The sequence below is a fragment of the Rhodospirillales bacterium genome, assembly GCA_016710335.1.
Lineage (GTDB): Bacteria > Pseudomonadota > Alphaproteobacteria > Rhodospirillales > Defluviicoccaceae > JADJXQ01.
This window is the reverse complement of sequence record JADJXQ010000005.1, coordinates 88,676-102,685: the sequence shown is the minus strand read 5'-3', so window position 1 is coordinate 102,685 and position 14,010 is coordinate 88,676. Positions and strand designations below refer to the sequence as shown.

The 14,010-nt window shown below is 65.1% G+C and carries 12 protein-coding genes and 1 pseudogene; 9 read left to right on the top strand and 4 right to left on the bottom strand.

Going from position 1 to position 14,010, the window contains the following annotated elements; translation table 11 throughout:
- Window positions 1-5 precede the first annotated feature (5 nt).
- Together IPM60_10195 and IPM60_10190 are read right to left on the bottom strand one after the other, a co-directional pair.
- Window positions 6-1,631, bottom strand: a pseudogene (locus tag IPM60_10195) (sensor histidine kinase).
- Window positions 1,632-1,704: 73 nt separating this feature from the next.
- The gene (locus tag IPM60_10190; GenBank protein MBK8908253.1) at window positions 1,705-2,400 is read right to left on the bottom strand and encodes a response regulator transcription factor; all 696 of its coding nucleotides are present in this window, start codon (window positions 2,398-2,400) and stop codon (window positions 1,705-1,707) included.
- Between the two features lie 237 nt (window positions 2,401-2,637).
- Between IPM60_10190 and IPM60_10185 the strand changes: the two genes are divergently transcribed.
- The 9 genes from IPM60_10185 (at window position 2,638) to IPM60_10145 (ending at window position 12,225) form a co-directional block, all read left to right on the top strand.
- Window positions 2,638-2,877 carry a carbohydrate porin gene (locus IPM60_10185; protein ID MBK8908252.1) on the top strand — a complete coding sequence of 80 codons (240 nt, stop codon included), beginning with the start codon at window positions 2,638-2,640 and terminating at the stop codon, window positions 2,875-2,877.
- Window positions 2,878-2,988: 111 nt separating this feature from the next.
- Window positions 2,989-3,732, top strand: a complete 744-nt coding sequence (locus IPM60_10180; GenBank protein ID MBK8908251.1) for a DUF1538 domain-containing protein — start codon at window positions 2,989-2,991, stop codon at window positions 3,730-3,732.
- On the top strand, window positions 3,733-4,518 hold the full coding sequence (locus IPM60_10175; protein ID MBK8908250.1) for a DUF1538 domain-containing protein: 786 nt from the start codon (window positions 3,733-3,735) through the stop codon (window positions 4,516-4,518). It abuts the gene before it with no gap.
- Entirely contained in the window at window positions 4,515-4,865 is a 351-nt protein-coding gene (locus IPM60_10170) for a P-II family nitrogen regulator (GenBank protein ID MBK8908249.1), read from the top strand. Before IPM60_10175 ends, IPM60_10170 begins: the two co-directional genes overlap by 4 nt.
- A complete protein-coding gene (locus IPM60_10165; protein MBK8908248.1) occupies window positions 4,862-5,278 on the top strand; it encodes a CBS domain-containing protein in 417 nt (138 codons plus the stop codon). The genes IPM60_10170 and IPM60_10165 overlap by 4 nt, the downstream gene beginning before the upstream one ends.
- Window positions 5,275-6,006 carry a DUF2470 domain-containing protein gene (locus IPM60_10160; GenBank protein ID MBK8908247.1) on the top strand — a complete coding sequence of 244 codons (732 nt, stop codon included), beginning with the start codon at window positions 5,275-5,277 and terminating at the stop codon, window positions 6,004-6,006. Before IPM60_10165 ends, IPM60_10160 begins: the two co-directional genes overlap by 4 nt.
- Before the next feature lie 244 nt (window positions 6,007-6,250).
- Entirely contained in the window at window positions 6,251-8,080 is a 1,830-nt protein-coding gene (locus IPM60_10155; protein ID MBK8908246.1) for a phosphoenolpyruvate carboxykinase (GTP), read from the top strand.
- A gap of 251 nt (window positions 8,081-8,331) precedes the next feature.
- A complete protein-coding gene (locus IPM60_10150; protein MBK8908245.1) occupies window positions 8,332-10,524 on the top strand; it encodes a hypothetical protein in 2,193 nt (730 codons plus the stop codon).
- A 129-nt stretch (window positions 10,525-10,653) separates the two neighbouring features.
- The gene (locus IPM60_10145; protein ID MBK8908244.1) at window positions 10,654-12,225 is read left to right on the top strand and encodes a TIR domain-containing protein; all 1,572 of its coding nucleotides are present in this window, start codon (window positions 10,654-10,656) and stop codon (window positions 12,223-12,225) included.
- Here IPM60_10145 and IPM60_10140 read toward each other — a convergent pair.
- Window positions 12,220-12,624 carry a hypothetical protein gene (locus tag IPM60_10140; GenBank protein MBK8908243.1) on the bottom strand — a complete coding sequence of 135 codons (405 nt, stop codon included), beginning with the start codon at window positions 12,622-12,624 and terminating at the stop codon, window positions 12,220-12,222. The two genes, IPM60_10145 and IPM60_10140, sit on opposite strands and share 6 nt — an antisense overlap.
- Before the next feature lie 69 nt (window positions 12,625-12,693).
- A complete protein-coding gene (locus IPM60_10135) occupies window positions 12,694-13,896 on the bottom strand; it encodes an acyl-CoA dehydrogenase (protein MBK8908242.1) in 1,203 nt (400 codons plus the stop codon).
- Window positions 13,897-14,010: the final 114 nt, after the last annotated feature.

The window sequence follows — 14,010 nt, the reverse complement described above, 5'->3', positions numbered from 1 at the left end:
GGCTGTCAACTAGCGCTCAGTTTAGGGTGCGCTCTGCGGTTGGCCTTGTGGCGCGTCGCCGGCAGCCGCAGCACGAACCGCGCGCCAAGCACCCGGCCGTCGCCGCTCAGGAGGTTCTCTCCGAAGATTCTGCCAGCGTGCGCTTCGACGATCTGTTTGGAGATGCTGAGCCCGAGGCCGGAATGGGTTCCGAACTTCTCTCCCTCCGGTCGCTCCGAATAGAAGCGGTTGAAGATCGCCGCTTCCTTGCCGGCTGGCAGCCCGGGCCCCTGGTCTCGCACTTCAGTGACCACCATACCGTTCTCCCGCCTTGCCATGAGCACGATTTCGCCGCCGGCGGGACTGAAGGAGATCGCATTGGCTATGAGGTTGCGGAAAACCTGAACCAGCCTCCCCTCCATACCGTGAACAACAAGGTCCTTTTGGTCCCTGAGCCGCAACCGGAACTTGAGGCCATGGGCCGCTGCTGACATTTCGGTGACTTCCGCAAGCGTCTCAAGCATCTTGCCCACGTCGATCGGCGTCGCCTCGGCGCGGGACAATTCCGCATCGAGGCGCGATGCGTCGGAGATGTCGCTGATCAGGCGATCTAGCCGATGGACGTCGTCTTCGACGATGGCGAGAAGCTTGTTGCGCTGCTCCGGATCCTTGACCCGGGCCGCCGTCTCCACCGCGCTCTTGAGGGACGTTAGCGGGTTCTTGATCTCGTGGGCGACATCGGCGGCGAAACGCTCTATGGCGTCGATACGCGAGCGCAACGCCTCGGTCATTTCGCGGAGTGCTACCGAAAGCTGACCGATTTCGTCCCGGCGGTGGCCGAAGTCGGGGATCACGTGTTCGCGCGACCGATCCTTGCGCACCCGCTCGGCAGCTCTGGCGAGGCGCAAGATCGGCCGTGCGATGGTGCCGGACAGATAGATGCTGACCAGAACGGTCACCAGCAATGTCACCGCGAACACCTTGAGAATATCGAGCCGAACCTTGAAGAGCGCTCCGTCGATATCGCGCGCCGTCTTGGAGAGCATGAGCGCGCCCAGTACGTGCTTGTAGCGCTGCACGGGAGCGGCAACGCTCAGGAGGGTCGAGCCGTCGGGGAGGATGCGGACGCTTTCGCCTTGTTCGCCGAGCAGGGCTTCGAGCACCTCGTCATAATCCGCAGCAGTCTGTACCGACTTCTCGCGGTAGACCGAGGTGGCCTTGTCGCCCTTGAAGCGCTGGATGATGTCGTCGAACAGGTTGAGGAACGTGCTCAGGCGCTCTTCACCCCGGCGAGGCGGCGGCAACTCCTGGATCAGCACATTGCCGCCCGGCCCTTCCAGGATGCGGCTGTCGGCGAGCAGCGCGCCTTCGACGCCGAACAGGCGGGCGCGAGTGTCGGATGCTTCAGCCAAGCGTCGTGTGATCTGTTGGGCAATCGCCGGGTTGAGAACCTCGTCGCTCGATGCGCTCGTGGGGTCTAGCGACCATGCACCCTCGCCGAGGGCAGCGGCGAACAACTCCGCCTGGGTCTTCAACGCCGCAAGCTCGGCGTCGATGAGGCCGCGCCGGTAATCCGCCAAGTACAGCATCCCGGCGACGAGGATCACCAGGGCGAGAACGTTGACCGTAAGGATGCGACGCGTGATCGGCGATATCGAGCGCCGATCGGACGGCAGTTCGGGATCTTTGCCCAGAAATCCGAGGAACACGGTGGCTTAAACGCCTTCACGACGCGCGATAGCGATACCCGACCCCATACAGCGTTTCGATGTGTGCAAACTCCGGGTCGGCTTCCTTGAATTTCTTGCGAAGACGCTTGATATGGCTGTCGATGGTGCGGTCATCCACGTAGATGTGCTTCCCATAAGCGGCGTCGATCAACTGATCGCGGCTCTTCACATGACCCGGCCGGCGCGCCAGGGCCTGCAACAGCAGGAACTCGGTCACCGTCAGGTTCAGCTCCGCCCCGTTCCATCGGCACAGGTGACGATCGGGATCAAGAACCAGCGCGCCTCGGCAGATGACGCTACTCTCCTCCTGACCCTCGGCAAGGTCCGGCACCCGCCGCCGCAAGACGGCACGGATGCGCTCGATCAGGAGGCGCTGCGAGAAAGGCTTGGTGATGTAGTCGTCCGCCCCCATGCGCAGTCCGATCATTTCATCCAATTCGTCGTCCTTGGAAGTAAGGAAGATGACCGGGAGATTGCTGTGTTGACGGAGGCGGTTGAGGAGTTCCATGCCGTCCAGCCGCGGCATCTTGATGTCGAGGATGGCGAGGTCCACCGGTTGGCGCAAAACTCCGTCGAGAGCCTCCGCGCCGTCCGTGTAGGACTGGACCTCGAACCCTTCGGCCTCCAGCCCCATGGTAACGGACGTCAGTATGTTGCGGTCGTCATCGACGAGAGCGATGGTGTGCGACACGTATTGAACCCCTCCACATCAGCAGTCAGTCACGCCCGCGCATGAGTGCGCGCAGCGATTAGAGCCAACGTATCGTCCGATTGTGGCCAAATCAGAGTGGAGCCGCAGACTCTGGAAGTAAACTCTTTTCAGGTTAGGCGATCAACCTCGTGAGAACGAACAATGATCGAGCGACGCGCCGCCATGTGATTTTCGCAGGTCAGATGCGCTAACCCCTAATCCGCTTACTCCGGCGGCATCGATATCATAGGCACGCCATGGGGACGCCCGGACGACAACATCGGCATCGGCTACGCCTTCCTCGACGGCGGCAACGGGGACCTCAGCGCCGCTCATGTCGCGGAGGTGTACTACCGCTTCGCCGTTACTGAGCACCTGGGCCTGACCGCGGATGCCCAGTACCTGAACGACAACATCAAAGCCGACACCGGCCCCTCCGGCTTCATTCTCGGGCTGCGCGCCACCGCCACGTTCTGACGGCGTGGATTCCGGCGCCGGCGTGATCCACAATGCCGCGCGTAGCGCTGGTGCAACAAGCGCCGCGCGCTCCAGGGTGCGGCGCGGCGGTGGGAGAGGGGTCGACCGCACATGGGGCCGTACATCCGCCGCTTCATCCGCCTACTGGCTTCGGCGTTTCGGGATCTCCTGCCGATGGCGGTTGTGATCGCGTTCTTCCAGTTGGTCGTCCTCCGGCAGCCCTTCCCAAATCTGGAGCAGGTGATCGCCGGCGTCGTTTTCGTCGCGATGGGACTGACGCTGTTCGTCCGCGGCCTGGAGATGGGGCTGTTTCCGCTCGGCGAGGCCATGGCCGATGCTTTCGCCCGCAAGGGCAGCTTGACCGCCTTGCTGGCGTTCGCGTTCGCGCTCGGCTTCGGGACCACGATAGCCGAGCCGGCGCTCATCGCCGTGGCGGGTGAAGGAGCGGACGCCGCCGCCGATTTCGGCGCCATTGCGTCCAGCGATCACGCCAAGGCTGCGTACGCCATGGAGATCCGGCTGACCGTGGCGCTCGCAGTGGGTTTGGCACTGGTCATCGGCGTCGTGCGCATCCTCAAGGGATGGCCGATCCACTACCTGATCATCGGCGGCTATGTGGCGGTAGTGGCGCTGACGGCGCTTGCCCCGGACGAGATCATCGGCCTTGCCTACGATTCCGGCGGGGTGACCACGTCGACGGTGACGGTGCCGCTGGTTGCCGCTCTCGGAGTGGGCCTGGCGTCGTCGATCCGCGGACGCAATCCGGTGATCGACGGGTTCGGGCTGATCGCCTTTTCGAGCCTGACACCGATGATGCTCGTCCTCGCCTACGGGATCATGACCCACGGCGGGTGAATGGAGCTCCTCCTACAATTATTGGCCACGTTGCTGGCGACGGTGCGGGACGTGGCGCCGATCGTGGCGATCCTGGTGTTCTTTCAGTTCGTCGTGCTTCGCCGCCGCCCTCCCAATCTCCGGCGTATCGCCCTCGGCGTCGTTTACGTGGTCCTCGGCCTCGCGCTGTTTCTGGTCGGGCTCGACGAGGCGCTGTTCCCGATCGGCAGAACCATGGCCGATCAACTGTCGTCCGACGACTTCGTGCGCGAGATGGCGTCGGGCGGCCCGGCCGCCTGGCAGCATTACGGCTGGGTTTATGCATTCGCCGCGGCGATCGGCTTTTCGACGACGGTTGCCGAGCCGGCGCTGATTGCGGTGTCTCTCAAGGCGCAGCAGGTATCGGGCGGCGCCATCCGGGCGGTGCCGCTCCGCATGGCGGTCGCGTGCGGGGTGGCGGCGGGCGTCGCCATCGGGGCGCACCGCATTGTCGTCGGCGCGCCGCTGCCGTACTACATCATCGCCGGCTACGTGATCGTCATGCTGCAGACCCTTACCGCACCGAAGATCATCATTCCGCTGGCCTACGATTCCGGCGGCGTAACGACTTCGACCGTCACGGTGCCTGTCGTCACCGCCCTCGGTCTCGGGCTGGCGTCAACCATCCCCGGGCGAAGCACGATGATCGACGGGTTCGGACTGATTGCATTCGCCAGTCTTTGCCCCATTATGGCCGTGCTAAGCTATGCCTGGACGGCGGAACGGCTGCAACGAAGGCGGGCGCGCAGGCGGGAGGCCGCGCAATGAACCTGAAGCTGATCATGGCGCTGGTTGCGGACGAAAAGACCGAAGCCGTTCTCAAGGCTGCGCGCGACGCCGGCGCCACCGGCGCGACGGTGGTCACCAACGTGCGCGGCGAAGGGCTGAAGAAGGAGCGCACGTTTCTGGGCCTCGAGCTGACCGGCCAGCGTGACGCGCTGATGTTCCTGGTGGCCGAGCCCAAGGCGCGGGAGATCCTGGAGACGATCGCGGCGGCCGCGCAGCTCGACGACGAGCCTGGCGCCGGCATCGCTTTTCAGCTCGCCATCGAGGACGCCGTCGGCCTGCGGACCCAGGAGCCGGCTCTGATCAAGGAAATCGAGGACCGCATATGAACGGCGCCCTGATCCGCGTCCGCGACGTGATGACGCCGTCCATCCGCATGATCGGGCGCATGGACACGGTCGCCCAAGCCATCGAGGCGATGCGGGACGCCGGGGTCAGCTCCCTCGTGGTGGAGCGCCGCGATCCCGCCGACGAGTACGGCCTCGTCACGGTCGCCGGCATCGCCCGCGACGTGATCGCCCGCGAGCGCCCGCCGGAGCGGATCAACGTCTACGAAGTCATGACCAAGCCGGTGCTCACCGTGCCCACCGACATGCAGACCAAGTACGCGGTGCGTCTGCTCGTCACGTTCGACTTGTCGCGGGCGCTGGTCGTCGATCATTCGCGGGTCCCGGTCGGCATCGTCACGCTGCGCGACATGGTGCTGCGCGAGGCCGGATCGACAGCGCAGCAGCTACGATGACTGCAGCGGCTGCGCCTGAGGCCGAGGCGCGCACGGTCATGCGCCGCGCGCGCTCCGCCGCGCTGGCCACATTGATGACCGGCGCCGACGCCCACCCCTACGTATCGCTGGTGACGGTCGCCACGGACGTGGACGCGCGCCCGATCCTGCTGCTCTCCGACCTCGCCGATCATACCCGGAACCTGCAGGCGGACGCCCGGGCGTCTCTGCTGTTCGAGAACGCTTCGGGCCGCGCCAACCCGCAGACCGGCCCGCGGATCACCGTGCTCGGCCGCATCGGCAGGGATGACGATCCGCGCCTCCGCCGGCGATTTCTCGCACGCCATCCGACGGCGGAGCTCTACGCCGGGTTCGCCGACTTCCGCCTGTATGCGATGGCTGTGGAGCGCGCCCACTTCGTCGGCGGCTTCGCGCGGGCGCAGTGGATCGAGGGACGGGATGTGCTGCTGGACGCCGCCGCCTCGGCTGGCATCGCCGCCTGCGAGGCATCCGCCATCGACCATATGAACGCCGATCACGTTGACGTCGTCCGGCTCTATGCCAGCCGGCTCCTCGGGCGCAGCGGCGACGACTGGCGTTTGGCGGCGATCGATCCGGAAGGCTGCGACCTGATGGCCGGGCACCATCATGCCCGCCTAGATTTCGAGAAGCCGGTCGCCGATGCGTCTTCGTTGCGGGCTGCGCTAATGGAGCTTGCGGCAGCAGCGCGGGGCCGCTTGGTCAGGTAGAGTCTCGCCGATATTAACGACCGGTTGGAGGAGAATACCCGAAACGCGCGCAGAGCGTTAGGCGCGGCGCGTACGGTCGGTGGTCGCCGGATTCGCTTGATGCACTGCAACGAACTCCCTACACTGGACGAATTCCAGAAAGCGGGACCGCTCAAGAATCTGGCGTGGTATCAGCCGCCATTGCATGCCTTCCAAGAGGACCATGGAGCGGACCCATCGGACAACGATCTTGCGAGGGAACAACATGACAGCTCCTACCAACAACGCCAAGCTGATCGCCTGGGTCGACGAATGGGCGCAGCGATGCAAACCGGATCGCGTTCATTGGTGCGACGGCTCCCAAGAGGAAGCCGATCGTCTGAGCGAAGAGATGGTGCAAGGCGGCACTTTCATTCGCCTGAACCCGGAAAAGCGCCCGAACAGCTATCTTGCCCGCTCCCATCCCAGCGACGTCGCGCGGGTCGAAGAACGCACCTACATCTGCTCCAAGAACAAGGAAGACGCCGGTCCAACCAACAACTGGATGGACCCGGACGAGATGCGGAAGACGCTCTACGAGCAGTATGACGGGTGCATGCGGGGCCGCACCATGTATGTGATCCCGTTCAGCATGGGCCCGATCGGCTCGCCGATTGCCTATCCGGCGGTGCAACTGACGGACTCCGCATACGTGGTCGTCAATCAGCGCATCATGACGCGCATGGGCCAGAAGGCATTGGATGCCATCGGCGATGACGGGTTCTACATCCCGTGCGTGCATTCGGTCGGCGCGCCGTTGGAGCCCGGCCAGAAGGACGTGCCTTGGCCGTGCGAGGGCGACATCAGCCGCAAGTACATCGTTCACTTCCCCGAGACCCGCGAGATCATGTCCTACGGCTCCGGTTACGGCGGCAACGCGCTGCTCGGCAAGAAGTGCCTGGCGCTGCGCATCGCCTCGGCCATGGCCCGCGACGAGGGCTGGCTCGCCGAGCACATGCTGATCCTCGGCCTGGAGTCGCCGGAGGGCGAGAAGACCTACCTCGGCGCCGCATTCCCGAGCGCCTGCGGCAAGACCAATCTCGCCATGATCATGCCGCCGGAGGGCTTCGAAGGCTGGAAGGCCTACACCGTCGGCGACGACATCGCCTGGATCAAGCCGGGGCCAAACGGCGAGCTTCGCGCAATCAACCCCGAGTACGGGTTCTTCGGCGTCGCCCCGGGCACCTCGTACAATTCCAACCCGATGGCCATGGAAACGCTGAAGCCGGGCAACTGCATATACACCAACTGCTTGCTCACCGACGACGGCGACATCTGGTGGGAGGGCATGGACGGGCCTCCGCCCAAGCATGGCATCGACTGGAAGGGCAACGAGTGGACGCCGGAGTCGGGCACCCCCGGTGCGCATCCGAACGCGCGCTTCACGGCGCCGGCCAGTCAGTGCCCGACCATCGATCCCGCCTGGGAAGATCCCGCCGGCGTGCCAATCAAGGCCTTCCTGTTCGGCGGCCGCCTCTCCAAGACCTTCCCACTGGTCTACGAGGCACGGGATTGGAACCACGGCGTGTTCATGGCCGCATCCATGGGCTCGGAAGCGACCGCGGCCGCCATCGGCCAGGCCGCCATCCGCCGCGACCCGATGGCGATGCTGCCGTTCATCGGCTACGACATGTCCAAGTACTGGACCCACTGGATCAACATGGGGAAAAAGTCGAACCTCCAACTCCCCAAGATCTTCCGGGTCAACTGGTTCCGCAAGGACGAGAACGGCAAGTTCGCTTGGCCCGGCTTCGGCCAGAACATGCGTGTCCTCAAGTGGTGCATCGACCGGGTGAACGGCAAGGCCGACGCCGTCGACAGTCCGTTCGGGATGATGCCGCGGTACGAGGACATCACCTGGGCCGGGATCGACTTCTCGCGCGAGAAATATCGCGGCATCACGGATATCGAGCGTGAAGGCGCGGTCGCGGAGGCGGAAGCCCTCAAGGACTACTTCGCCCAGTTCGACTTCCTGCCGCCCGAGTTGGAGCAGGAGCGCCAGGACCTCGCCGAACGCGCCAAGAAGGCGCCGGAAGTCTGGAGCGCCGCCGCCTGACACCGGCGCCGCAACAGCCAACTGACACGGAAGCCGGCCTTCGGGCCGGCTTTTTTTTCGCGAGGACAAGAGTCCCAGCGCCAGAGTCAAGGTGCGTTGTTTCAGCAGGCACCACTATCACATGTTGCAACTGCTTCCTATGTGGCGTACTTCCCCGCTTGTGCCGTTTCATGTAGAATAGGGGAAAGGGTCGCGGCCAGCAACTTTGGTAGGCGTTCAGAAGAAGCCTGCTGCCCGCAGGGGAGGCGACCATGGGGCGGTTTCTGTATGCGGTCGTACTTGGCGCGCTGCTCTTCGCGTTTGAATTTCCGTACAGCACGGCGGTGGCGGCGCCGTGGATGGGCAATCTCGTTGTGCGGGACGCGGCGGTTTGGCCGGGCGGACGCGCCGGCAATTACGGCACCGTCAAGTATTTCGTGGACGAAGACGCCGGCGACTCCATCCCGGTTCAGGTGACGGTGGAGGTTTACAACGACGGCCAGCCGCCGGCCGGCCTCGAAGTGCAACTGTTCACCAACCTCAATCGCCGTCAGTTCGCCAAGCCGTTCGAGACCCCCGGCGCCGCGGGCTTGAGCGACAGCTACTGGATGACGGTGCCGATGGCCTATGCCGGGCCGAGCGGCAACAACCACCTTTATCGCGCCAACCTCGACGTGATGCGGACCGGAGCCTATCGCATCACAGCCCGCTTCCGCGACGGCGGCGGCCCCTGGCTGTGGCTCAACGACTTCGACCTCGACGGCGCCAAGCAGCGCGACTGCGCCGTGGTGGTGTCGCCGAAGAAGGTGCTGGGCCTCACGCTTTACGAGGTCAATACCCTGGTCGTCGAAGCGTTCCCCGGCGGCGGGTCAGGCCAGCGCAGCACCCTCGAGGACTTCACCGACCACGACGCCGACGGGCACGACCCATTCAACCTCGCCCACATCCGCAACACCCTCGGTTTCCACGGGGTGTGGCTGATGCCGGTGTTCCCGATCACCAACCTCCGCTACGACCCCGGCGTCGGCCACGACGTCGCCAACAACGCCCCGGGAAGCCCGTACTCGACCAGGAATTATTATGCGGTGAACGGCCTCTTCGACGACACCGGCGACGAGGCGGCGGCTTTGAACGAGTTCGAATACCTGGTCGACCGCGCCGAGACCCTCGGGCTCGATGTGTTCATCGACGTCGCCTTCAATCACTCCGGTCGCGACACCGTTTTCGGTCAGGGCGCGGTCGATCTCGGGCTGGTGCCGCCGGCGGACGTCAACACCGAGATCCGCCTCCGCCGGCCCGCGTGGGCGACCAACAACGCCGACTACCGCGACCACGCGCACGACTTGTTCCAGTGGGCGGTGTTCGCCCCGAAGGACAGGCTCGGCGAACATCAGTGGTATGACGCAGGGCTGGATTGGTATTTCGGCAACTATTCGTCGCTCGGCCCGAAGCCCGGCTTCGGCGACACCTCCCAGGGCGGCGCTCTCGACGAACGCGATCTCTACTACACCGATCTCGACCCGGTCGGCGGCCACGATAGCGAGGTCAAAGCCGTTTGGGACTACTTTGCGAATGTCCTGCCGTACTGGCTGGAGCGCACCGACAACAAGCTGGACGGCATCCGCGCAGATTTCGCGCAGGGATTACCGCCGCGCGCCTGGGAATACATCATTAACAAGACCCGCCAGAAAAAATGGGACTTCGTGTTCCTCGCCGAGGTACTCGATCCCGATCAAGTCCGCTACCGGGCAAACCGTCACTTCGACATCGTCACCACCGTCGACCACTATCTCTACCGCAACAACGACGTCACCATGGGGCAGCTTCAGGGAAGCCTTGAGGGTGAGACCGGGCTCTACGGCTACAACGCCGCGGTGCTCCACAACGGCACCAGCCATGACGAAGACGGCAACGGCAACGTGTGGTTGATGGCGGCCCGCTATGCCGTCGCGGCGGCGAGCTACGGTGTCCCCATGGTCTACATGGGCCAGCCGCTCGGCGTTCCCTACAAGGTCGACTTCCAAAACTCCTGGCAAGACATCAAGAGCTTCTGGGACAACGCCAATCCGGCCGCGTTCACGATGTACCGGCGCATCAACGCGGCCCGGGATGCGAGCCCGGCGCTCCGCTCGACCAACCGCTGGTTCCTCACCCGACAGGCAGGCGGCGGGTTCAACGAAGCCATCTTCTCGACGGCGCGGTGGGTCGATGACCAGGTGGTCCTGGTGTTCGTCAATCTCCGCGACGCAGTGATCCCGCCCGAAACCTTCGCAATTCCCGGTGCGGTTCCGCTGGACGCAGGCTCCGGCGTCCGCTACCAGGCTTTCAACCTGCTCGCCGACGATCCCGACGCGCCACTGTGGCCGACGCCCCGCAGCGCCGCCGACATCTACGCCAACGGCATCTTTGTCGGCTTCAACTTCGCCAACGAGAGCCAGTACCTGCAGCTTCGCAAGGTTCCTTGAGTTCGGCAGGCTCTCGGAAGTCATTCGTGCGCCAATTTTCGGATACCTTGTCGCTGCCGCTCTTCGTGATGACGGACAGCATCGGAAACACCCGCAGCGGTCGTTTTGTCCTTGCCAGCGGGCGCCGGAATGCGCCACACGGCTCAAATGGCGGATGTCGTCGTCTGTTACGCCGAACAGGATGCTGCGATCGCGCGCCGGCTGATCGCCTCGCTCCGTGAGCGCGGCTGGTCGGTCGACCCGACCGCCGCCGCCGCGGCAAGTTCGGGGGACGAGGCGACGGAGCCGGAAAGTCCTGACGCGGCGCAGCTGATCGTCCTGTGGTCCAAGGACGCCGTCCGCAGCGAGTGGTTGACGACCCAGGCCCGTCGCGCCGCCCGCCGCATCCGCCTCATCTCCGGCCTCCTCGATGACGCCCGGCCTCCGTTCGTGTTTCCCATGGTGCGCCCCATTCCGTTGACCGACGCCGCCGGCCGGCTGAGTTACCCCGGCCTCCTGCAGCTCAGCAACGCGCTGTTGCGGTCCGCGAAGACGGGGCCGGCTCCGACGGTTGCCGCCGACGATGCACCCGCATCGGCCTCAAACGAAGTTGGCGGCGACCTCCACAACCGGCTGCGCCGCTACGAGGCAGGACGCCGGCTCTTGCGTCTGTTTGATGATATCGAAGCCTCCGACGCAACACTCCCGCAGGCTGAGATCCAGTTCGCCAAGGTGTTCCTGGCTGCGGAGATGCTGGGCGATGAGCGGCCGGCGCCGGACGTGCAGTGGGTGCTGACGGACGTCAACAACGAGATCTATAGCCGCATCATTTCCAGCGCCTGCGATCAGATGGCCGAAGCCGGCTGGGGCGACCTGCCGGTGCCGCTCAGTGTGATTGTCATGGGTTCAGGCGGGCGCGGCGAGAACTACCTGTTCTCTGACCAGGACAACGGCTTCATCCTCGGCGACTACCCGGACGAAGACCACGGGCGCATCGACACCCATTTCCGGGAACTGGCCGAACGCCTCAGCCGTCGCCTCGACGATGCGGGCCTGCCGTACTGCAGCGGCTACTGCATGGCCGTGAACCCGCTGTGGCGAAAGACCCTGCCCCAGTGGGCGGAGCAGATCTCGCTGTGGATCACCAGAAGCAACTTCGTCGCGCTCCGCTTCGCCGACATTCTCCTCGACTTCCGCGTCGTGTGGGGCGACGAAGGCATGGGGCGGGAGTTGCGGCGCATTATCGTCCAGTTGAACCGCGACGACCCGCTGATGCTACAACAAATGACCCGGCAGATTGCGGTCAGCAAGGTCGCGCTCGACTTCTTCGGCAACATCTCGCCCGAGAAGGACGACGGCCGAGGTCTCCGCCGCGTCAACGCCAAACACGCCGGCATCATCCCGCTGGTCGAGACGATCCGGGTCCTCGCGCTGCGCGAAGGGTTGGCGGAGACGTCGACGCTTGCCCGCATCGGCGCGCTCCAAGCACACGGCAGACTGAGCGACACCGAAGGCGCCGACCTGACCGCCGCCTATCATACGCTGGCCGACATCCTGCTCCGCAAGGAGATCGCGGCGTACCGCGCCGGTCAGCCGATCAACTACGATCTCTACCCGGACACGCTCACCGAAAGGGAACGGATCCTCCTGCTCGAAGCTTTGCGGGCCGTCCGCAGGCTGCGCCGCCGGGTCCGCCGCGAACTCCTGCGCGAAGAGCTATGACGGCGTCGCCGGCGCCGATGTCGTTGGGCTTCCGACGCCGGCCTCGGGCGAGCGGGCGTCCGGGTGCCTCCGGATCAGGTCGGCCATCTGGTTTGCCTCGCTCTTCGCGAAGGCGAACACGATGAGAGCCCGGCCGGCCTCCAGGTCAGGCCCGAAATCCGCCGCCTTGGCATCGGCGGGCGCGTTTCCCATGAGGCCGGCGAACAGGGACCCGATTCCCTCGCCGGTAACCATGGACTGCTCCATGTCCGTCGGCTCGGGCAGCCCAGCAGCGACCAGCGCTGCGCGATCCTTGGCGAATACATGAATCTGCGATTGCGGCACCCCGGCGGCGACGAGATCGTCGTACACGCGTCTGGCGGCTTGGGCGTCCGGTGTCACCACGTGCCAGCGCTTCATCGTTTTGCTCCTATCCTACTGGAACGGCGTGCGACATGAACGAAACGCCCTACAGGGCGCGTGGTTCCGTCAGGCGCCGGTAAAGGCCTGGAGGCCGGTCTGGGCGCGGCCGAGGATGAGGGCGTGGATGTCGTGGGTGCCCTCGTAGGTGTTGACCGTCTCCAGGTTCATGACGTGGCGGATGACGTGGAACTCGTCGACGATGCCGTTGCCGCCGTGCATGTCGCGAGCCATGCGTGCGATGTCGAGCGACTTTCCGCAGGAGTTGCGCTTGACCAGCGAGATGACCTCCGGCGCACAGCGGCCCTCGTCCAGGAGTCGCCCGGCCCGCAAGCACGCCTGCAGGCCGAGGGTGATCTCGGTCTGCATGTCGGCGAGCTTCTTCTGGACGAGTTGGTTGGCGGCGAGCGGGCGGCCGAACTGGCGGCGGTCGAGGGTGTACTGGCGGGCCGCGTGCCAACAGAACTCGGCCGCGCCGATCGCGCCCCAGGAAATGCCGTAGCGCGCCTTGTTGAGGCAGCCGAACGGGCCCGCGAGGCCGGAGACGTTGGGCAGGATGTTGGCCTCGGGAACGAACACCCGATCCATAACGATCTCGCCGGTCGCGGACGCGCGGAGCGAGAACTTGCCTTCAATCTTGGGCGCCGACAGCCCCTCCATGCCTTTCTCGAGGATGAAGCCGCGGATCTTGCCGTCGTGCTTGGCCCACACGACGAAGAGGTCGGCGATCGGCGAATTGGTGATCCACATCTTGTTGCCGGTCAGCACATAGCCGCCGTCGGCGCGTTCGGCACGCGAGCGCATGCCGCCGGGGTCGGAGCCATGGTCCGGCTCGGTGAGGCCGAAGCAGCCGATCAGCTCGGCGCGGGCGAGGCGGGGCAGGTACTTCCGCCGCTGCTCTTCGCTGCCGTAGGCGTGGATCGGATGCATGACCAGCGACGACTGCACGCTCATCGCCGAGCGGTAGCCGGAGTCCACGCGCTCGACCTCCCGCGCCGCCAGTCCGTAGCAGACATGGTTGACGCCGGCGCCGCCGTACTCCTCCGGGATCGTCGGTCCGAGCAGGCCGATCTCGGCCATCTCCGCCATGATCTCGATGTCGAACCGCTCGTGGCGATTGGCCATCAGGATCCGCGGCATCAGCTTCTCCTGGGCGTAGTCGCGGGCGGTGTCGCGAACCAGACGCTCCTCTTCACTGAGTTGGTCTTCGAGGAACAACGCGTCATCCCACTGGAAGACCGGTGCGGACGTTCCCGCATCCAACGGCGCCATCATGTTTCTCCTGATTTTCTCTGAGCCGGCAGGGTCATTCAATCTGTCCGTAGCGCCCTCACCCCGCTTGAGCGGACTTCTTCCCGTCCCGCTTGCGGGAGAGGGTCGGGTTGA

Bases quoted from the DNA above. Each gene is read 5' to 3' on its own strand.
- IPM60_10165 (MBK8908248.1), top strand. From the start codon at position 4,862: ATGAACGGCGCCCTGATCCGCGTCCGCGACGTGATGACGCCGTCCATC.
- IPM60_10155 (MBK8908246.1), top strand. From the start codon at position 6,251: ATGACAGCTCCTACCAACAACGCCAAGCTGATCGCCTGGGTCGACGAA.
- IPM60_10135 (MBK8908242.1), bottom strand. From the start codon at position 13,896: ATGGCGCCGTTGGATGCGGGAACGTCCGCACCGGTCTTCCAGTGGGAT.
- IPM60_10145 (MBK8908244.1), top strand. From the start codon at position 10,654: ATGCGCCACACGGCTCAAATGGCGGATGTCGTCGTCTGTTACGCCGAA.
- IPM60_10180 (MBK8908251.1), top strand. From the start codon at position 2,989: ATGGGGCCGTACATCCGCCGCTTCATCCGCCTACTGGCTTCGGCGTTT.
- IPM60_10175 (MBK8908250.1), top strand. From the start codon at position 3,733: ATGGAGCTCCTCCTACAATTATTGGCCACGTTGCTGGCGACGGTGCGG.
- IPM60_10170 (MBK8908249.1), top strand. From the start codon at position 4,515: ATGAACCTGAAGCTGATCATGGCGCTGGTTGCGGACGAAAAGACCGAA.
- IPM60_10150 (MBK8908245.1), top strand. From the start codon at position 8,332: ATGGGGCGGTTTCTGTATGCGGTCGTACTTGGCGCGCTGCTCTTCGCG.
- IPM60_10160 (MBK8908247.1), top strand. From the start codon at position 5,275: ATGACTGCAGCGGCTGCGCCTGAGGCCGAGGCGCGCACGGTCATGCGC.
- IPM60_10140 (MBK8908243.1), bottom strand. From the start codon at position 12,624: ATGAAGCGCTGGCACGTGGTGACACCGGACGCCCAAGCCGCCAGACGC.